18 protein-coding genes are annotated in these 20,372 nt (G+C 45.5%); 14 read left to right on the top strand and 4 right to left on the bottom strand.

Annotated features, from left to right (window positions below; translation table 11 throughout):
* Window positions 1-6 precede the first annotated feature (6 nt).
* The 6 genes from OO016_RS00430 (at window position 7) to OO016_RS00405 (ending at window position 7,055) form a co-directional block, all read left to right on the top strand.
* The gene (locus OO016_RS00430) at window positions 7-1,164 is read left to right on the top strand and encodes a formimidoylglutamase (RefSeq protein ID WP_266010020.1); all 1,158 of its coding nucleotides are present in this window, start codon (window positions 7-9) and stop codon (window positions 1,162-1,164) included.
* A gap of 116 nt (window positions 1,165-1,280) precedes the next feature.
* On the top strand, window positions 1,281-2,636 hold the full coding sequence (porK, locus tag OO016_RS00425; RefSeq protein ID WP_266010018.1) for a T9SS ring complex lipoprotein PorK/GldK: 1,356 nt from the start codon (window positions 1,281-1,283) through the stop codon (window positions 2,634-2,636).
* Between the two features lie 60 nt (window positions 2,637-2,696).
* Window positions 2,697-3,344, top strand: coding sequence for a type IX secretion system motor protein PorL/GldL (gene porL / locus OO016_RS00420; RefSeq protein WP_266010016.1), 648 nt, complete (start codon window positions 2,697-2,699; stop codon window positions 3,342-3,344).
* A 53-nt stretch (window positions 3,345-3,397) separates the two neighbouring features.
* Window positions 3,398-4,966 (top strand): type IX secretion system motor protein PorM/GldM, encoded by a 1,569-nt coding sequence (porM, locus tag OO016_RS00415; protein WP_266010014.1) that lies wholly within the window; start codon window positions 3,398-3,400, stop codon window positions 4,964-4,966.
* Between the two features lie 20 nt (window positions 4,967-4,986).
* Window positions 4,987-5,889, top strand: a complete 903-nt coding sequence (gene porN, locus OO016_RS00410) for a type IX secretion system ring subunit PorN/GldN (RefSeq protein ID WP_266010012.1) — start codon at window positions 4,987-4,989, stop codon at window positions 5,887-5,889.
* 110 nt (window positions 5,890-5,999) lie between these two features.
* A complete protein-coding gene (locus OO016_RS00405) occupies window positions 6,000-7,055 on the top strand; it encodes an NAD(P)/FAD-dependent oxidoreductase (RefSeq protein WP_266010010.1) in 1,056 nt (351 codons plus the stop codon).
* Here OO016_RS00405 and OO016_RS00400 read toward each other — a convergent pair.
* On the bottom strand, window positions 7,052-7,435 hold the full coding sequence (locus tag OO016_RS00400; RefSeq protein WP_266010008.1) for a DUF983 domain-containing protein: 384 nt from the start codon (window positions 7,433-7,435) through the stop codon (window positions 7,052-7,054). The two genes, OO016_RS00405 and OO016_RS00400, sit on opposite strands and share 4 nt — an antisense overlap.
* Window positions 7,436-7,500: 65 nt before the next feature.
* Between OO016_RS00400 and OO016_RS00395 the strand changes: the two genes are divergently transcribed.
* The 7 genes from OO016_RS00395 to OO016_RS00365 all read left to right on the top strand — a co-directional run bounded on the left by OO016_RS00395 (window position 7,501) and on the right by OO016_RS00365 (window position 17,079).
* Window positions 7,501-9,411 (top strand): ABC-F family ATP-binding cassette domain-containing protein, encoded by a 1,911-nt coding sequence (locus OO016_RS00395; RefSeq protein WP_304608058.1) that lies wholly within the window; start codon window positions 7,501-7,503, stop codon window positions 9,409-9,411.
* Window positions 9,412-9,589: 178 nt separating this feature from the next.
* A complete protein-coding gene (locus OO016_RS00390) occupies window positions 9,590-10,483 on the top strand; it encodes a leucine-rich repeat domain-containing protein (RefSeq protein ID WP_266010006.1) in 894 nt (297 codons plus the stop codon).
* 157 nt (window positions 10,484-10,640) lie between these two features.
* A complete protein-coding gene (locus OO016_RS00385) occupies window positions 10,641-11,102 on the top strand; it encodes a MarR family winged helix-turn-helix transcriptional regulator (RefSeq protein ID WP_266010005.1) in 462 nt (153 codons plus the stop codon).
* A 12-nt stretch (window positions 11,103-11,114) separates the two neighbouring features.
* Window positions 11,115-12,245 carry an efflux RND transporter periplasmic adaptor subunit gene (locus tag OO016_RS00380; protein ID WP_266010004.1) on the top strand — a complete coding sequence of 377 codons (1,131 nt, stop codon included), beginning with the start codon at window positions 11,115-11,117 and terminating at the stop codon, window positions 12,243-12,245.
* Window positions 12,245-15,538, top strand: a complete 3,294-nt coding sequence (locus OO016_RS00375; RefSeq protein WP_266010002.1) for an efflux RND transporter permease subunit — start codon at window positions 12,245-12,247, stop codon at window positions 15,536-15,538. The genes OO016_RS00380 and OO016_RS00375 overlap by 1 nt, the downstream gene beginning before the upstream one ends.
* Window positions 15,538-16,887, top strand: a complete 1,350-nt coding sequence (locus OO016_RS00370; RefSeq protein WP_266010000.1) for a TolC family protein — start codon at window positions 15,538-15,540, stop codon at window positions 16,885-16,887. The genes OO016_RS00375 and OO016_RS00370 overlap by 1 nt, the downstream gene beginning before the upstream one ends.
* A gap of 9 nt (window positions 16,888-16,896) precedes the next feature.
* Window positions 16,897-17,079 carry a CPXCG motif-containing cysteine-rich protein gene (locus OO016_RS00365; RefSeq protein WP_266009998.1) on the top strand — a complete coding sequence of 61 codons (183 nt, stop codon included), beginning with the start codon at window positions 16,897-16,899 and terminating at the stop codon, window positions 17,077-17,079.
* A gap of 48 nt (window positions 17,080-17,127) precedes the next feature.
* On the opposite strand, the gene OO016_RS00360 is transcribed toward OO016_RS00365, so the two are convergent.
* Together OO016_RS00360 and OO016_RS00355 are read right to left on the bottom strand one after the other, a co-directional pair.
* A complete protein-coding gene (locus OO016_RS00360; protein ID WP_266009996.1) occupies window positions 17,128-18,291 on the bottom strand; it encodes a glycoside hydrolase family 16 protein in 1,164 nt (387 codons plus the stop codon).
* Between the two features lie 129 nt (window positions 18,292-18,420).
* Window positions 18,421-18,828 (bottom strand): hypothetical protein, encoded by a 408-nt coding sequence (locus OO016_RS00355; protein WP_266009994.1) that lies wholly within the window; start codon window positions 18,826-18,828, stop codon window positions 18,421-18,423.
* A 198-nt stretch (window positions 18,829-19,026) separates the two neighbouring features.
* Here OO016_RS00355 and OO016_RS00350 point away from each other — a divergent pair, with 198 nt between their 5' ends.
* A complete protein-coding gene (locus OO016_RS00350; RefSeq protein WP_266009992.1) occupies window positions 19,027-19,785 on the top strand; it encodes a DUF481 domain-containing protein in 759 nt (252 codons plus the stop codon).
* On the opposite strand, the gene OO016_RS00345 is transcribed toward OO016_RS00350, so the two are convergent.
* Complete coding sequence (locus OO016_RS00345; RefSeq protein ID WP_266009990.1) at window positions 19,782-20,372, bottom strand: hypothetical protein; 591 nt, start codon at window positions 20,370-20,372, stop codon at window positions 19,782-19,784. The genes OO016_RS00350 and OO016_RS00345 overlap by 4 nt on opposite strands.

The raw sequence follows: 20,372 nt of genomic DNA, 5'->3' as shown, positions 1-20,372 counted from the left end.
CGGGCCATGGCATTTGATTTTCTGGTTCCTGTTGCCGATCAGGTTTTAGCTCACAATGAGTTGTTGCCGCTTCAGGCCCTGGGAAGACACATTCATATACACACTGAAAAAGAGGGATTACCTGTACTGGCTAATGCTTCTTTTGCAATTCTGGGGGTAAATGAATCCCGTAACGCATTTGAAAAGAAACCAGAAAAACTGGATATCAATCAGATCCGTATCCAGCTATACCGCCTGATGATTGGCAATTGGGATGCCACCGTGGTAGACCTGGGTGATATTGAAGAGGGGGAGACCGTTGAAGACACCTACTTTGTAGTCAAGGAAATTGTTGCCGGCCTTCTGGAAGAAAAGATCATTCCTATTGTTATTGGTCCTACACAGGATATTACCTATCCCATGTATCGTGCCTACGACCGTATCAAGGATATGGTTAACCTGGTGTCTGTGGATAGTCGTTTTGATTTTGGAGTAGATGAGGAACTTATCTCGTCGCATTCCTATATGAGTAAGATCATCACTGAAAAACCCAATAACTTATTTAATTTTTCCAACATAGGTTACCAGAGTTATTTCAATGCCCAGGAAGAGATCGACCTTATGGAGCGCCTCTTCTTCGATGCCTATCGCCTGGGGGAAATTACCTCAGATATCACCCTTGCCGAGCCGGTGCTGCGCAACGCCCATCTGGTAAGTCTGGACTTCAGGGCAATCAAATCAAGTGAAATACAGGGGTCCAGAAACTTTTCGCCCAATGGTTTCAGCGGCAGGGAAATCTGTGCCATTGCACGTTATGCCGGTATTAGCGATAGCGTTTCCTCCTTCGGTATTTTTGAAGCGGAAAACAATGCACAGACCTTCCAGCTGATCGCCCAGGTTATCTGGTACTTCATAGAAGGGCACAACTTCAGGATCCTGGAATATCCCAGGTCCGAAAGCAAGGATTTCACCAAGTTTATCGTTCCCACAGAAACAGAGGAACTCGTCTTTTACAAAAGTCAGCTCACCCGGAGATGGTGGGTTGAGGTACCTTCTTTAATTACTTCACATACTAAATTAAATGCACCTGCGTTATTACCATGCACCGAAAAGGACTATCTGGCCGCTTGTGATCAGAATATTCCGGAGCGGTGGTTTAAAGCCTACAAGAAAGGGTTTAACTAATTGGAAATAATTTAAGGTGATAAGGCCGGGCATACAATAATTTAGCCAAAACGCTGTTTAAGGATTAATAATTGGCGTTACTGCTTTAAAGTCTTAATCGAAATTTAACCTAAAGTATGAAGAAGCTATTGTTATCATCATTAGCGTTTGTTTTTTTGCTCACCAGCTGTGGGTCCAAAACAAAAGGAGAACTTGTTGGGGTTCAGGGTAAAAAATGGCACCCTGAAAAACCCTATGGAATGGAACTTATTCCAAGGGGTTCTTTTATAATGGGTAAGGCCGAAGAAGATATGGCCCAGGTCCAGAATGCTCCCACCAAAACAGTTACCGTACGGTCTTTCTATATGGATGATACTGAGATCACCAATAGTGAATACAGACAGTATGTGGAATGGGTAAAAGATTCTATCGTCAGATTCAAGCTTGCCAAACTCGCTGACGAGTTGGGTATGGGACCTGATGATGGGGGAATAGGTGAATACGCCTTCAAGGATGCTGATACCACCAAGATGTCTGTTTATGACCGTTATATGTTAGACAACTACGCCGGACTTGGACCTACAGGTTTGGAAGGTCGTTCACTGAACAGGGATGAAGACCTGGTCTGGGACACTTCAGATTATCCGGATGAATATTATACTGAGGTAATGGATTCCATTTACCTTCCCGAGGAAGAGTCCTATAATGGTCAGCGTATCATTGATATTACCCAGTTGAAATACAACTACACCTGGATGGATATTGAAGCTGCTGCCCGTTCAAGGGATGGCAGGAGAAAAGATTTTATCCGGACAAATGAAATTGAGGTTTATCCCGATACTACCGTATGGATCCGTGATTTTGAATATTCTTACAACGAGCCCATGCACAATGATTATTTCTGGCATGATGCTTACAGTGATTATCCTGTTGTTGGTGTATCCTGGTCACAGGCCAGAGCATTCTGCCACTGGAGAACCAAATTCAAGAATGACGATCAGAAAAGCAGGGGTAAACAATTTGTAAACCGTTTTCGCCTTCCTACTGAGGCCGAATGGGAATATGCTGCCCGTGGTGGTATTGAAGGAGGAACATATCCGTGGGGTGGACCTTATGTGATAAGTGATACGGGATGCTTTATGGCTAACTTTAAGCCTCAGCGAGGGGATTATGCAGCAGATGCTGCCCTGTACACCGTAGAAGCCAAATCTTACGAACCTAACGATTTCAACCTTTATAATATGGCTGGGAACGTTGCCGAGTGGACAAACTCCAGCTACTTTCCGGGCTCTTATGAATACGCTTCAACCATGAACCCTAATGCAGATTCTAACGACAATGCACGTAAGGTAATCCGCGGAGGTTCCTGGAAAGATGTGGCCTACTTCTTACAGGTCTCTACAAGGGATTATGAGTACAAGGATTCGGCCAGAAGCTATATCGGATTCCGAACTGTTCAGGATTACATGGGCGAAGAAGACTCCACTCAATAGAAGATCAAACAATAAACCAAATACTTATTTTAACATTAAACTTAAATTAAATTTCAAATTATGGCACAGTCAAAATCAACAAAGAAACTTTTCAACATGGCATATGGCCTTGGAGCTTCCGTGGTGATCATTGGGGCGCTTTTCAAAATCCTGCACTGGGAATTTGGTCCCCTTACCGGCGGTTTACTTCTGGCGATAGGTCTGATTACAGAAGCCCTTATTTTCGCTATTAGTGCTTTCGAGCCTGTAGACGACGAGTACGATTGGTCTTTGGTATACCCAGAGTTAGCTGGAGGACAATCTTCAGGAAGGAACCAGGCCCAGGAAGCTCAGGAAGCTGAAGGTCTTCTTTCCAAAAAGCTGGACAACCTGCTTAAAGAAGCTGGTGTAGACGCTGAACTTATGAACAGCCTTGGAGAAAGCATCCGTAATTTCGAAGATGCAGCCAAAGGTATCGCTCCTACTGCCGATGCTATGCAATCTACCCAGAAGTATTCTGAGGAATTATCTACTGCTGCTGCTCAGATGGAATCTCTGAACAGCCTGTACAAGGTTCAATTGGAAAGCGCCAGCAGACAAGCTTCTATCAACGAAGAAGTGGTTCAAAACGCTACCACACTTAAAGATCAAATGGAATCTCTTGCCTCTAACCTTTCTTCACTGAATGGTGTTTACGGAGGAATGCTCACTGCAATGAACAGAAACTAATTAGTTTTTTGTCATACCCAAATCAAGTAATAACCAAAAACTAATTAGAAAACATGGCAGGAGGAAAATTGTCACCACGTCAGAAGATGATCAATCTTATGTATTTGATCTTCATTGCAATGCTGGCGTTGAATATGAGTAAAGAAGTTCTGGCTGCATTCGGTTTGATGAATGAAAAGCTGGGAGCTTATAACGAAAAGGCCACTGAGAACAACGATTCGTTCCTGGCGAGCCTGGAAACCAAAGCCTCGGAAGATGCTGCTAAGTATGAGGATCTGTATAAAGATGCTCAGAAAATCAAGGAGCTTTCCCAGGATTATTACAACTGGATTGAAAACCTGAAGAAGGAAATGATCGCCGAAATCGACGATCCTACTGACTACCAGGTTATGGACAAGTCCGATTATCTTGACCAGAAATTCTTCCAGGGCGATAACCTTGCCCCGATTGGAAAGGAATTTATGAAGCGTATTACTGACTACCGCACTCAGGTTGCTGGTATCCTTGGAGATGCCTACCCTGAAGTTTCGGATGCTCTTAATGCCCGCTTTCAGACTGGTGATGAAAAAGGAAAAGTAGAAAGAAGAGATGGCGTAAAAGTAGATTGGATCAACTACCACTACGAAGGCTTCCCTCTGATCGCTTCCCTTACCAATCTGACTTCCCTTCAGTCCGATATCAGAGCTACTGAAGAGTCTGCATTAAAAGCAATGTTACAGGGAGAGCTTACCTCCCAGGTATCACTTTCTAACTTCTCAACACTGATCGAGTCAGAGAAATCTGCCTTCTATTCAGGAGAGAAATTCACAGGAAGTATTGTACTTGGTAAAACAGATAAGTCTGCGAAGCCTGTGCGTGCGGATCTTAAATTGGACGGTCGTAAACTGACTGAAGGAAGGGATTACGAACTGGAAGAAGGAGGCGTTAAGATGTTGATTGGTGCCGGTAATCCTGGTGATCACGAAATCAGTGGAAACCTGATCTATATGCAGGATGGTGAAGAGAAAGAAGTACCTGTAAAGAATACCTTCTCTACTATCGCCAAGCCAAATGCTGCACTTATTGCTGCAGACAAGATGAATGTAGTGTATCGCGGAGTTGCCAATCCAATGTCGATTACGATTCCCGGTATCCCTAATAACAAGGTTAGCGCCTCTGCTCCCGGACTTTCTAAGAGAAGCGGAAGCCAGTACGTGATGAACCCTGGAACGGGAAGAACGGTAACCATTACTGCTTCTGGTGTATTGCCAGATGGTCAGCGGGTAAGTTCCAAGTCCGAATTCAGGATCAAGGACATCCCAAGGCCAGCCGGATCTATCCGAGGGGAAACCGGAACGGCTAAAATGCCAAGAAGGAACCTGGAAATCGCCACTGTTGGTGCTCTTCTGGAAGACTTCGACTTTGACCTGAACCTTGCCATCAGCGGGTTTAAATTCAAAGTTCCCGGACAACCTACTGTTATCGTAAAAGGAAACAAACTGGATTCAAGAGCTAAATCCGCCTTAAAAAGAGCTAAAAGAGGTGATGCCCTGCAGATATTCGATATCGAGGCTTACATCACTAATAATAAGAGCTACAAGTTGAAAAAGGTATCTCCGGTTATCGTGGAGCTTACCAATTAAAATTGAAAATGTATAGATCTATGAATTGGAAGAATCTAATCATCGTTGCCGTAGTTTCCTGCCTGCCAGTATCCCTGGCAGCTCAGGCCAACATCCTCAACGCTAAAAAGCCAGAGGAAATAGGAAAGAAAACTATGGCCCAGGTTGCGGCAGACAATGACAAACCCCTGCCTTACGGTTATGTGGACGACAGAGATATCCTCTGGTCTAAAACAGTATGGGAAGTCATTGATCTGGACGAAAGGGTGAACTTTCCCCTGTACTATCCTCTGGATACCATTAATATTGGTTCCGACAGGAGGTCGCTCTACGATGTTCTGATGAAGAACATCAAGAACGGGAAGTTAACCGATATCTATGCCGACTCTTACTTTACGGAAAAGCGTAAGCTGAGTGATCTGGAAGCTACTCTGGTCAAAGTAGATACTACTGACCTGGGTTATGAGCAGATCAATGCCGGGGAGGAACTTTCTCCGGAATTCGTAAACCAAAGGAATATCACGGCTGCAGAAATCGAGGAATACCGCATCAAAGGAATCTGGTATTTTGACAAACGCCAGGGAGAGCTGAAGTACCGTCTATTGGGGATAGCCCCGGTAGCACCCGACGTAAACTTTATTGACGACGAGTCTGTTGACCCGGAAAGCAACAAAGTGGAATTGTTCTGGGTTTGGTACCCAAGCGCCCGTCAGATCCTTCATGAGGCGAAAGTCTTTAACCAGCGGAATTCCGCCCAGCCACTATCCTTTGATATGCTTCTTAACTCGAGGCGTTTCAATGCGATGATCTATCGGGAAGACAATGTACACGGCGATCGCGAGATTACCGAGTATATTGCAGACAATGCCCTGTTCCAATTGCTTGAATCCAATCGTATCAAAGAGCAGATTCGGGACCGTGAACAGGATATGTGGGCCTACTAGGTCTTAAGATTCCAATTCTATATAGATTACAAAGCGCCGCAATTTAGCGGCGCTTTTTTTGTACCCCCAGGCCGCTTCAAATTAGCATGCTGAATCCCTACCTTTGTTAAATGGTAGATTATCTGGTTGTTGGATTGGGGTTAGCCGGAATGGCCTTCTGCGAATTGCTGGAACAGAACGACCGCTCTTTTATTTGCGTTAATGACGATTCACAACAGGCATCAGTGGTGGCAGGGGGGCTTTACAACCCCGTTATCCTGAAACGCTTTACCCCTGCCTGGAGGGCTAAGGAGCAAATGGAAATGGCCATGCCTTTTTATGCCCGCCTTGAGGAAAAACTGAAAAGACCGCTGGACTACAAGTTGAGGGTGTTGAGGCGATTCGCATCGGTGGAGGAGCAGAATAACTGGTTCCAGGCCGCAGACCGTCCCCAATTGAGACCCTTCCTTTCACTCAGGATTTTGGAAAATCACAATCCCATGCTGGATGCTCCCTTCGGTTACGGGGAGGTCCTGCACACGGGAAGGGTAGACACCAAAACCCTGCTGCAGACCTACTCGGAATACCTGGGGCAAAAGGGCGTTCTCATTGAATCTGCTTTTGATTTTTCGAAGCTGGAGGTAGACAACAAGGGAGTCCGCTATGAGGAGATTTCCGCCCGGAAAGTAGTGTTTGCCTCAGGGTATGGTCTTAAGGCAAACCCCTATTTTAACTACTTACCTCTCAATGGCACCAAAGGAGAACTGCTCACAATAAGATCCGGGGCTTTACAAGAAGAGAACGTCATCAAATCTTCTGTATTTATTATTCCGCTTGGTGAAGATCTGTACCGGATAGGGGCCACATACAAATGGAAAGACAAGACCAATACCCCAACAGAGGAATCACGCAGAGAACTGTTAGACAAGCTCGGAACCTTTTTAAAGGCCGATTACGAGGTCGTATCCCATGTGGCGGGTATAAGGCCAACAGTTACAGACCGAAGGCCACTCGTAGGCAGGCATCCGGTGTTTTCCAAGCTGTATATACTCAACGGATTTGGTTCCAGGGGAGTGCTTATTGCACCCTATGCTGCCAGTCAATTATTGGCCCATATTGAAAACGGTGCTTCGTTGCTTCCCGAATTGGATATCAGTCGGTTTTCCGGTAGATATAATCCGAACTAGGCTTTCTCCGCAGAAGGATTGTACTTGATAAAGAAATTAATCCAGATATTCCTGGACAGGCGGATTATAACCGGCATAAAGACCACCAGGGTGGCTACAATGGCGATAAAGGTGTTAACCAGCGATGTTCCTATGAAAAGAAAGGAGATCACAAAGGCTGCCACCGCAAAGGCAATCCCAACCGCATAGCTAACGTACATGGCCCCGTAGAAAAATGAAGGTTCCATTTTGTACTTGGTGCCACAATGCGAGCAGCGTTCATGCATCTTAAACAAACTTCCTAACCGATACGGGTTGGTTTCCCTATACATGCTTTCCTGGTGGCACCTGGGACACCTTCCTGTTAAAATGCTATAGAGTTTGCTGCCTTTTTTTAACATTTGCAGAGATTTTTGATAAAAGTAGGCTTTTGCCATTTTTATTCCTGTAACCTCGGTAACAATTTATGTTAAGCGTCCATAACCTTTCCATTTCCTTTGGCGGTGTACCATTATTTGATGGGATGTCCTTTCGCCTGAATCCAGGTGACCGCGTAGGTCTTGTGGGTAAAAATGGGGCAGGCAAATCCACATTGCTGAATATCCTGGCTGGTGAACTACGGCCTGATGGAGGGGAGCTTGCACTCGAAAAAGGGTTGAAACTTGGATTTCTCAAACAGGATATTGACTTTTTCCATGGGCGAACTGTCCTGGAAGAAGCTTACGAGGCTTTTACGGAATTGATGGGCCTGGAAAAAGAGCTGGCGAGGGTAAACACCGAACTTGCAGAGCGAACGGATTACCAGAGCGAAGGATACCACCAGCTTATGGTAGACCTCAATGAGATTACCCATCGCTATGAGATTCTGGGAGGATACACATATAAGGGTGAAACCGAAAAGGTATTGCAGGGTCTTGGGTTTCGGCAGGAGGACTTCTATAAACCGACAGATATTTTCTCAGGGGGCTGGCGGATGCGTATAGAACTGGCCAAACTGCTATTACAAAAGAACGATATTTTGCTGTTGGACGAGCCAACTAACCACCTGGATATAGAATCCATTATCTGGCTGGAACAGTTCCTGAAGGATTTTAGTGGAGCAGTTGTGCTGGTTTCTCACGATCGCATGTTCCTTGACAATATTACCAACAGAACCCTGGAGATTTCCCTGGGTCGAATCTATGATTACAACAAACCCTACAGTGGTTACCTGGAGCTACGGGAGGAAATACGTCAGCAGCAGCGCAATGCGAAAAAGAACCAGGACCGTGAGATCCAGCAGGCCGAACGTTTAATTGAGCGCTTCAGGGCCAAATCCTCCAAAGCCTCCATGGCACAGTCCATGATCAAAAAACTGGAGAAGATGGAACGCATTGAGGTGGATGAGGAAGACCTGGTTGCCATGAATATCCGCTTCCCCCTTTCTGTAGTCCCGGGCAAAGTGGTCGTGGAAATGGAGCAGGTCTCTAAAAACTATGGTGATAAACAGGTATTAAAGGGGGTTGACCTTCTTCTAGAGCGTGGCAGCAAAACCGCATTTGTTGGGCAGAATGGTCAGGGAAAGACTACCCTGGCCAGGATACTGGTTGGGGAAATAGACCATGGGGGTAAGGTTAAGTTAGGTCACAATGTACAACTGGGATATTTTGCCCAGAACCAGGCAGATTACCTGGACGGGAACAAGACGGTACTGGATACCATGATAGATGCGGCTAATGAGGAAACCAGGCCACGTGTACGGGATATTCTGGGTTCATTCCTGTTCAGCGGCGATGAGGTAGAAAAGTATGTGAGGGTCCTTTCCGGTGGGGAACGCAACCGTCTGGCTCTGGCCAAGCTTTTGCTACAACCCTTCAATGTGCTTGTAATGGACGAACCTACCAACCACCTGGATATGAAGTCCAAGCAGATCCTTAAAGAAGCCCTGCAACAATTTGAAGGGACCCTGGTGCTGGTTTCCCACGATCGGGATTTTCTGCAGGGCCTGACCAACAAGGTATACGAATTTCGAGGAGGGGGTATCAAGGAGTACCTGGGGGATATCCAGTTTTACCTTGATCAGAGACAGCTGGATAATTTCCGGCAATTGGAAAAGAAGGATCAAATTCCCGTTTTCAGGGAAAAATCCGATGAAAAATCAACTTCTTATGAAGACCAGAAAAAGGTCAAGTCTCTGAAAAATCGTCTCAGTAGTGTAGAAAAAAAGATTGCAGCGCTTGAAAAGGAGCTTGCAGAAATCGATCATCAGCTTTTGATGAATTACGATGCAACCATTTCCGAAGAGGGGTTTTTTGACCGGTATCAGGAAAGGAAAAAAACCCTGGAGACCCTTATGAAACAGTGGGAAGAGCTCACTCTAAGCCTCGAAGACCTCTAGTATTTCCACTTATTTTCACGGGATCGAAAAATTTTCACAACAGATAAAAAGGGTTTCGCAACAAAAACGTACCGTTCGTCGATAAAATTGGCATTTTATCTGAATCCTACGTTAAATTTGTAAGACAATTCTTTATTAAATATCAGATTATTACCAGAATATTCCAAATAAGCAGAACATGAAAAAATCCCGGGTACTTATTTTCCTCCTGATTCTTTCCGCACAATTGGTTTGCTCTCAAGTTTCCGAAAAGGAACGTTTGGCGCTGTTAGATCTTTTTGAGAATACGAACGGACAGGACTGGTTAAATCCCTGGGATACGGAAACTTCTGTTGCCAAATGGTATGGAGTAACGGTTGAGGACGGCCATGTAGTGGAGATAAATCTGTTCCGAAACAACCTCGCCGGTGTGGTGCCCGGATCAATAGGCGATTTAAATTACCTCAGAAAGCTCAATCTTGCCTTTAACAAGCTTACCGGGGTTCTACCCGGGGAGATATCTCAGTTAAATAAACTTGAGGTATTAAAAATTGAGATGAACCGGTTCAAGGGAGATGTTCCCGGAGAGCTGGGCAATATGGAGTCGCTTCAGGAACTTACTGCCTTTAACAATTTCTTCTCAGGCAATATCCCGGAAAGCCTGGGTAACTTGAAAAACCTAAGGGTACTAAACCTTTCCAGCAATAACCTCAGAGGTAAAATCCCGGAATCAATCGGGAACCTGGCTCGCCTTGAGACACTTGGACTATTTGAAAATGGCCTGGAGGGAAATATCCCCGGGGAAATGGGCAAACTTACTATGCTCAGGGAACTGGTGCTTGCCAACAATCAGTTGGGAGGCCCAATCCCGGAAGAGTTCGGGCAATTGGCAAGCCTTAAGGTACTGCAGATACAACACAACAAATTCGATTCCTATAAAAGCCTTGAAATGATGGATAGCAAACAATTCCTTGTATTTGACTACGACAAGGACGATGCTAAGTTGAAGTTTAAGGACCTCAATTTTTCAAGGACCCGGATGGCGGAGACCAAATTCGAGGATAATGAGGAAAATGATAATAATAATGAGTAGTTGACTTTATAGTTTAGTTAAATTGGTGAAAAGAAGAATGTTTAAGGCATTCTTCTTTTTTGTTTAAATAATACATCTTATATGTTAAACAAAATTTAAGAATAATTTAACTATAGTTGCACGTGCAACTATATGGGATTTGTTTAGTTTTGCAGGTATGGAAAAGACGGATGTATATATCGATTTTGAAAGGTCCCTGGGTCCCTGGATAGGGAGAACCTCCAAGATGGTCGATTATTATATCCAGGAGGCCCTGGAAAAGCACGGGCTGGATCTTACCAAGGAGCAAATGGTGGTATTGAAGAAAGTCAATGATCAGAATGGGCTTAACCAGAATGAACTTGCCTTTCTCACCTACCGCGATAAATCTTCACTGGCTCGTTTACTGGCCAAGATGGAGAAAAAAGGATATCTGTACAGACAACAGAATGCAGATGACAAACGAATAAATGAGGTTTTTCTGACCCCAATGGGACAGGATATTTTCCAGGAATGTAAAGTGGTTATCAACAAGATCATTCAAACCATTGAAAAGAATATAGACGAATCGGAAATCCAACAGATGATTCGGATTTTAAAGAAAGTACAACAAAACTTTTCAGGCGGACTGCCTGATTAATGGACAAAAAATATGAGAAAGATAATTTTATCCGTACTGGGCTTTGTTATCATAGTAGCCTCGGTTTTTGTAGCAAGACAAATTGTAAATAGCAAAAAACAGTACAGGCCTCAGGTACAGAAAGTGGTCAAGACCGTTTTTACTGATGTGGTTTCTAACGGGACGGTACCTATTATAGTACCTGCCAATGGCAACCTAACTGCCAAGACCAGGGTAGAACTGTTCTCGGAGGTGCAGGGGGTATTTCGTGGGCGCAATAAACTGTTTCGCCCGGGACAGGAATACCGCAAAGGGGAAACGATTATCCGTATTGACGCGGCCGAATACTATGCCAGCGTTCAGTCGGCTAAGAGTAACCTGCTCAACCTGATTACTTCTGTTATGCCGGACCTGCGTCTGGATTATCCTGAATTATATCCCAAATGGCAGGCCTACCTGAGTGAATTTGATCTCGATAGGGTTACGCCCGAATTGCCTGTAATGACTTCGGAAAAGGAGAAGTTCTTTATTACCGGTAGGGGAATCCTGACCAGTTATTACAACGTAAAAAATCTGGAGCAGCGCTTGTCAAAATATACCATTTCAGCTCCATTCTCAGGGGTGCTTACAGAAGCCCTGGTTACCGAAGGTACCCTGGTAAGGGCAGGCCAGAAACTGGGAGAATTTATCAGGACAGATGTTTACGAGCTTGAAGTGGCTGTAAGCAAAACCTACAGCGACCTGCTCAAAGTAGGGGAGGTTGTTGAACTTGTTAACCTGGAACGGACCAAAACCTACCAGGGCAAAGTTACACGGATCAACGGTCGAATAGACCAGGCTACCCAGACCATCAAGGCGTATATAGAGGTGAGCCACTCCGACCTGAGAGAAGGTATGTACCTCGAAGCCAACCTTAACGCCAAGGACGAAAATGATGCGATAGAGATAGACCGGAAACTGCTGCTGGAAAACAACCAGATTTTTGTAGTTCGCGATAGCATCCTGGACCTGATAGACGTAAAGCCGGTATACTTTTCGGACCGAAAAGTAGTCCTCAAGGAGGTACCTGATGGAACTACCATTATCACCCAGCCCGTAGTTGGCGCTTATGCTGGCATGCTTGTCAAAGTATACAGGGGTCAAACCGCTGAAAACATAAAGTAATGAGGAACCTTATCGCGTATTTTATTAAATACCATGTGGCGGTAAACGTCATTATCATCGCGTTTTTTATTTTCGGGATTGTAGGGGCTACCTCTTTGAAGTCATCCTTTTTCCCCCTGACGGATTCCAAGAATATAAGCATTAGCATAGCCTATCCAGGTGCTTCCCCCCAGGAAGTTGAAGAGGGTATAGTGCTCAAGATAGAGGACAACCTGAAAGGCCTGGAGGGAGTTGAACGCGTAACTTCTACCTCAAGGGAAAACACCGGAAGTATAAATGTAGAAATCGAGAAGGGCCGGGACATCGATTTTATGTTGCTGCAGGTAAAAAATGCGGTAGACCGTGTGCCCTCCTTCCCTTCTGGTATGGAACCCCTGGTGGTTTCCAAGCAGGAAGCGGTACGGCAGACTATCAGCTTTGCCATCTCAGGGGAGAACATACCCCTGGCCACTTTAAAACAGATTGGCCGACAGGTTGAAAATGATATCCGTGCTATAGATGGGATTTCCCAGATCAGCGTTTCGGGATACCCGCAGGAGGAGATTGAAATAGCTGTAAACGAGAATAGCCTGCTGGCTTATGGGCTTTCATTTCAGGAGGTCTCCCAGGCGGTGGCCAACGCCAATATCCTGGTTACCGGGGGGAATATCAAAACCAATGCTGAAGAATACCTGATCCGTGCCAACAACCGATCGTATTACGGAGACGAACTCTCCAATCTCATTATACGCGCCGATGCGTCAGGACAAACGATCCGCCTGAAAGATGTGGCCATAGTACGGGATCGATTCTCGGAAACACCTAACGCCTCTTTTTTCAATGGAGATCTTTCGGTGACCACCACCATTACAAGTACCAATACCGAGGACCTGATCTCCTCTGCGGAGAAAGTTAAGATTTATATTGATGAGTTCAATCAGAAATATACGAACGTAAGGCTCAATGTGGTTAGTGACCTGTCTACCACCCTGACGCAGCGGACGAAGCTCTTAACAGAAAATGCCATTATGGGGATGGCACTGGTACTCATTTTCCTGTCATTGTTCCTGAATACCCGCCTCGCATTCTGGGTGGCCTTTGGTCTGCCAGTCGCCTTCCTGGGTATGTTCATCTTTGCCGGGTTCTTTGATGTCACAATTAATGTACTTTCACTGTTTGGGATGATCATTGTGATCGGTATCCTCGTGGATGATGGTATTGTAATTGCAGAAAACATATATCAGCACTACGAAAAAGGAAAATCGCCCATACAGGCCGCGATTGACGGGACTATGGAAGTGATACCTCCCATTGTTTCCGCTATAATCACTACGGTGCTGGCATTTTCCATCTTCCTCTTCCTTGATGGACGGATAGGGGAGTTCTTCGGGGAAGTATCCGTGATCGTAATCCTGACCCTTGTGGTTTCCCTAATTGAAGCCCTGATTATACTGCCAGCTCACCTTGCACATTCCAAGGCATTGCAACGCAGCAGAAAGGAATCAAAAACAACTGTAGGAAAAGTATTTGCCAAGCTCCGAAATATCAACAAGCTCGGGGATCGCTTCATGTCCTGGAACAGGGATAAGATCTACACTCCAGCCCTGTATTTCGCTATGCGATATAAGATGCTCACCTTCTCCTTTTTCGTTTTTGCACTGATCGTAACTTTTGGCTCAATCGGCGGCGGTATTATCCGTACCTCCTTCTTCCCACGGATTGCGAGTGACCGGGTGCAGGTAGAGTTGCTCATGCCCAACGGCACAAACGAAAGGATTACGGATTCCATCATCACCCTGATCGAAGAGAAGGCAGAGATCGTCAACCAGGAATTGACAGAGCAATATTTGCAGGGTACTGGTAAGGTCCTCTATGAAAATGTGATTAAGCGGCTGGGGCCGGGATCCGCTTCGGCAACCCTGACTATTAATTTGCTGCCTGGGGAAGAGCGTCCGGACGCCATTCGATCTGATGTGGTTACCAGTCGCCTGCGTGAATTGGTAGGCCCGGTGATAGGCGCTGAAAGCCTAATCTATGGATCTGGTGGAAACTTTGGGGGTGATCCGGTTTCTGTTTCCCTTTTGGGGTACAATATTGAGGAACTCAAAGGAGCCAAGGAAGAGCTTAAAAAAGCCATGCTCAACAATCCTGCCCTTAAGGATGTGTCCGATAATGATCCTGCCGGAATCAAGGAAATTCGGCTGGAGTTAAAAGAAAATGCCTATTTGCTGGGGCTGAACCTGCGCACGGTCATGAACCAGGTGCGAGCCGGATTTTTCGGAACCCAGGCCCAGCGCTTCCAGCGTGGTCAGGATGAGATTCGGGTTTGGGTCCGTTACGACCGGGAAAACCGGTCTTCTATTACCGACCTGGACGAGATGCGAATCGTGACGCCGGATGGCAGCAGGGTTCCGCTTAAAGAAATCGCCACGTACACCATAGAACGTGGGGATGTGGCTATAAATCACCTGGACGGTCAGCGGGAGATACAGCTCTCGGCAGACCTGGAAGACCCCAAGCAGACAAGTGCTACAGATGTCATGGCCGAGATCCGAACGCAGATCATGCCAGAGATAACCTCGCGTTACCCTACAGTTACCCCCTCTTACGAAGGGCAGAACAGGGAGGCAGGCAAATTACTGGGATCGCTTCGCTTTGTTGGGTTAACGGTACTGTTCCTGATTTACGTAACCATTGCCTTTACTTTCAGGAGCTTTAGTCAGCCTCTAATGCTGATACTCCTGGTGCCCTTTAGCCTCACGGCAGTGGCATGGGGTCACTGGATCCATGATTTTCCAATCAACATCCTTTCTATGCTGGGGATCATAGCATTGATAGGAATCATGGTAAATGACGGACTGGTGCTCATAGGGAAATTCAATGGAAACCTCAGGCAGGGGATGGCGTTTGATGAGGCTATTGTTGAGGCAGGCCGTTCCCGTTTCCGGGCGATATTCCTGACCTCTATTACCACAATTGCCGGACTGGCACCTCTGATGCTGGAGCAGAGCAGACAGGCTCAGTTCCTCATCCCCATGGCTATTTCTATCGCCTATGGTATAGGTTTCGCCACCGTTCTAACCCTGATTATGTTACCGATTTTCCTTTCCTTCAGCAATCGGGTGAAACAAAGTACCAAATGGCTGGCTACCGGAGATACTATCACCCGGGAGGAAGTTGAACGCGCAATCAAGGAACAAAAGGAAGAAGTTTACCTGCAAGGGCAGTTGTCTGACAGGTACCTGCAGGAGCATAGCGCACCTGAAACAACCACGAGAAGAAGCAAGCCTAAAGAATTAGAAGGTCAACGATAATGAGATACAGGTTTTTAATTTTTGTAATGTGGATAGCCGGGGTTTCCGGAGCCATGGCACAGGAAGTCCTTTTATCCAAGGAGGAAGCCGTTAACCTGGCCCTTGAAAACAATTTCGGTATACAGGTGGCACGCAACCAGGTAAAACTGGCCGAAAACAACAAAAGTATCCTTAACAGTGGTTTTTTGCCATCACTGACCGGGGCGGCTGGAGCTACCTATAACCGGGATGATTCCGAGATAGAATTTCCCGGGCAGGTCCTCGAAGACGGCTCGCCAAGGCCCAACCTTGAGATCGATCAGGCGGAGGCACAGCGTTACAATGGTAACCTTACGGTGAACTATACCTTGTTTGATGGTTTAGGCCGATTATACAATTACCGCAGCCTGAAGGAACAATATTCCTTAAGCGAGCTGCAGGCACGTGAAACCATTGAAAATACAATGCTGCAATTATTCAGTGTTTATTTTGAGGTTGCCCGACTCACCGAAAACGAAAATGTGCTGCTGAAGGCACTGGAGATCTCCCGTGACCGGATCACCCGTTCAGAATATGCCTTTGAATTTGGGCAAAGTACCAAACTCGATATTTTGAATGCTCAGGTCGATGTTACCAATGACAGTATTAGCTTGTTGAATGCTCAGCAACAATTGGCCAATACCAAGCGGGATCTGAACGTGGTACTGAACCGCAGTTTGAATGAGGATTTTAAGGTGGACACCTTAATCCGGTTCATCCCCATGCTGGAACTGGAGGAGTATATTGCATCGGCTAAGGAGAACAACGTCGCGCTGCTGCAAACCGAAAAGAACCTCAGGATCAACGAATACGATATCAAGGTGAGTCAGTCCGGCTACCTGCCCAGACTGGCCCTGAACGGCTCTTATGGCTGGAACCTGAACCAGAGTGCAGCCTCGGCCTTCTTTCCCGGGGTAAACAATACTACCTACAACCTGAACCTCGGGGCAACCCTCACCTGGAACCTCTTTGACGGAGGCGGAACTGCTGTTCGCGTGAAGAACGCAAAGATAGCCTACCAGAACCAGGAACTGCTGAATAAACAGATTGAACTTGAGGTAAACCGGGATATTGAAAATGCCCTGGCCATTTATCAGAACCGCCTGAATATCTACCATATCCAGGAGCAAAACGTGATAACCAACCAGAATAACTTTGAGCGTTCCCGGGAACAGTTTCAATTGGGCAGGATTACAGGGATAGAATTCCGCCAGGCGCAGATCAACCTGTTAAACGCCCAGACCAATAAAAACCTGGCCAAGTACGATGCAAAATTGGCCGAACTGCAACTATTACAGCTGACTGGTCAGCTACTCAATGTAGATCTTTAGTATAGAATCATGTACGAACATTTTTTCCGGTGTCCGTATTGTTGGGAGGATATTTCAATGCTGTTGGACCCTTCCGTAACTCAGCAAACATATGTTGAGGATTGTGAGGTGTGCTGTAACCCTATTGAAGTCACGGCTGCTTTTGAGGAACAGGTGCTGACGGTTTTCGAAGCGGTGGATATTGAACAGTAATTGGTTGTTAATTGTCTGACGGGCAAGAATATGTTGAGGTAGATCGGGCTACTGGTACACCCTCACATAGTCAATTTCCATAATGCTTTCTGTGAAGTCTCTGGGGATATTGCCACCCAGGTTGCCCCCCATGGCAATATTAAGCAAGAGGTAATGCTCATTGTCATAAGGTTTGTCTGCCGTATTGCTCAATTCATAAACCAGGGTGTCGTCCACAAGTATCTTCATAGTGGTTTCGTCCCATTCCAGGGCGAAGACATGGTATTCTGAGGAGGCATTGGAAATAGGAATATCTCCCCCTTCATTGTTGTATACTCCGGTAGAGGTGTGCCCCCAGTGGAAAAAGCCAATAGTAGTATTCTTATCCCAGCCCCGTTGTTCCATAATATCGATTTCCCCGCAGGCCGGCCAACCTACACTTCCATACTGGTCTCCAAAATAGTTGCCCACCTCATTGATGTTGGCACCCAGGGTCCATATGGCAGGCCAGGTTCCGGCTTCCGCAGGAAGTTTGGCTCTTACTTCAACCCGTCCGTACTTAAAGGCAAACTTGGAGTTCAAACGGGCAGAGGTAAACTCCTTGGTGGTTCCGGAGGCGGTATAACTCTCTTTTATGGCTTTGATCTTTAAGGTTCCGGAGCTCACATAGGAGTTTTCGATCCGGGCCGTGTAATGCTGTTGTTCCCCATTGGCCCAGTCAGTCCCATTAACAATTGGGATGGTCTGGTGATGCCATTTGTTAGCATCCGGACTGCCTTCGTAATCAAACTCATCTGAAAAAACCAAACTGGAGAAAGGTTCAATTTGCTCTTTGAATACCTCAAAGGTAGCGGACCTGCTAATGGATTCACCGCTGTCTGAATAGGCAAATACCTCTGCGGTATAGGTTTGGGTCCCTCCCTGGTTTACGGTATAACTGAATGAACCTGTAGTGCTCTGCTGAGCAGAATCGCTCCCAACACGCAGTATAAAGTATTTGGTATTCCGGGCAGTGGCAACGATCAAAACTTCCCCTGAACCGTCTCCCGATGGATTCTGATCGTCTGCTCCAACTATGGTAACAGAAATCGATAAGTTAGTCGGAACATTGGAGGTTACACCGGCCTCGGAGCTACTGTTGCTGCAGGAAGTGCTGAAGGTAATGCCGGCAACAAACAAGAATATAAAACCGATTAATTTCTGACCTGTAAAAGCGGAGTTCAGGATGGACATAGCTATTTTTAGATTTCAATAATACCAAATCTTCCCCTTATTTGGAGTAGAATTCCTGTTAAAGGTTATTATAAGGGGTATAACCAACATCAACTAAATCTGAAAAATAGTCCATCAGGAAGCGGCAAATCAGGATTTCCTGAATTGAGTCAGGATATGCACAGTACCCATGGGATTACTGCGTTTCAGGTGCAGCACATTATCCTTGAATTCAAATTGGTATTGCAAGGGCATCTCCCGACCTTCAATCATCAGGAACAATTTTAGATTGTCTCCTTCAGTTTCATAGCGTCCATCCCAGGATTCTGTTTCCCCATTGCGCATATTGCTGGTTTGGGTCATTGATCCGTCCTCACGGAATATCAGATCCCAAACGGCACCTTCTTTATTCAGGGTTGCTTTGTCCATATGGTTGGTGTTTTCCTCCATAACCATTTTAAAATCTATAAGATTCCAGGTGCCTGTAAACTCCTGCTGTTGGGCAAAAACCATTACTGAAGTAAGCAGGCAGAATAAGATGGTGTTTAAAGCTTTCATGTTAAATGGGATTTATGATTAAGATGTTAAATTAGATGGTTGAGCAGGGGAATCCTATGACCAGGGTCACTTCAAAGACCTCCTTTGGCCGGGATTTGTACTATTAACTGTAGTTTTTGGCAGAATTAATTTTCTGTTTATCAATCAATCTTAATTTTGTCCTGATTTCAAAATGTTGAATAATAAACAGGAATCAGTATGAAGAGGCTTCTGTTTTTTTTCCTATTTGTTCCCTTTTGCCTTTCTGCTCAGATAGACGAAAGTGATTCGCTCAACTTGAAGGCAAACCTTTCTCTGACCGGTTTCTGGCAGGGGGGGAATGTGAATACCCTTATTTTCAGGGCCCGTTCCGAGGTAAGTTTTAAACCCTGGGAACAATGGGTTTTCAAAACCCAGAATTCTTATGTGTACCAGGAATTTGGAAGAGAAAAGGCCGATGAGGATATTTTAAGCCTCAATTTCCTGTATATCCATCCCGAGAAAAAGATATATCCCTTGCTGCTGGCTTTTGTTAGCACCAATTTCAGGAGGGAGATCGATGCCCGTTATATGGCCGGGGCCGGGGTTACCTTCCAGGTGTTGAAAAAGAAAAAGAATTTCCTCAAATTTTCACTTTCCAGTGAATACGAGGAGACCAATTTTGATAATAACGACTTCAATTTTTCAGACTACGACGGTTCCACAACCATCAACACTTTTCGGGCCACCCTGTGGGTAAACGGGAAATACTACCTGTTTAAGGACAAGGTGATCTTTAGCCATGAAAGCTATTTTCAGCCTTCACTGAGGTATGGGAATAACTATCGCTGGCGCTCGGATCTCGCTCTGGAAATGCCGGTTTGGAAGCATTTGAACTTCAAGATAAACTACCTGAATACTTTTGAAAGTGTGGTGATAGAAGGGCAGAAGCAGGGCGACCAGTTCCTGACCTTTGGGTTTACCCTGAAATCCTATTAATTATTAGTATTAAATAGCGGCAGGACAGCTTTCCGGGCCGCATCAATATTTTGCCCGTTAATACGTTGATCACCATTACTAACCGGACTGCCCAGGGCAGTTTGCAGGTTTTCCATCGATTCCAGAATTGTGAATTTGCCAGAAGTGTTATTATATAGGATTCCCGACAAGTATACTTTTCCAATCCCCCAATTTTTTACCGATTTACTCTGAAAAAAGACTTCTAAATAGAGGTAATCCTGGTTAGCCATTAGTGCTTTCGAGTAGTCTTTATCCGTGGCATTGGGCTTGTCGAATTCAACATTAGTGAGATGTCCGAGCATGGCATTAGTTCTAACATATACGTTCTCTCCATCCGAAGCGGCAAAGGCGTGTTTTATTTTATTGCCATTCCCATCCTTGATTCTGAAGGTGGTAATCACGATATTCTTACCCTGTTTTGCCTCTATGGAATTATCTAAACTGGGTTTTCCGGTTATAAAGTCATCATAATTTGAATAGATCCCTTCCGGATATTCAAATGCCTTTTGCTGCGCAAAAATCACACCAAGAGAGCATAACAGAACACAGCTTAAAATTGTTTTCAT

It is taken from the genome of Lentiprolixibacter aurantiacus, assembly GCF_026241225.1.
GTDB lineage: Bacteria > Bacteroidota > Bacteroidia > Flavobacteriales > Flavobacteriaceae > Lentiprolixibacter > Lentiprolixibacter aurantiacus.
The sequence above is the reverse complement of the archived record's forward strand: the minus strand, read 5'-3'. Positions and strand labels throughout refer to the sequence as shown.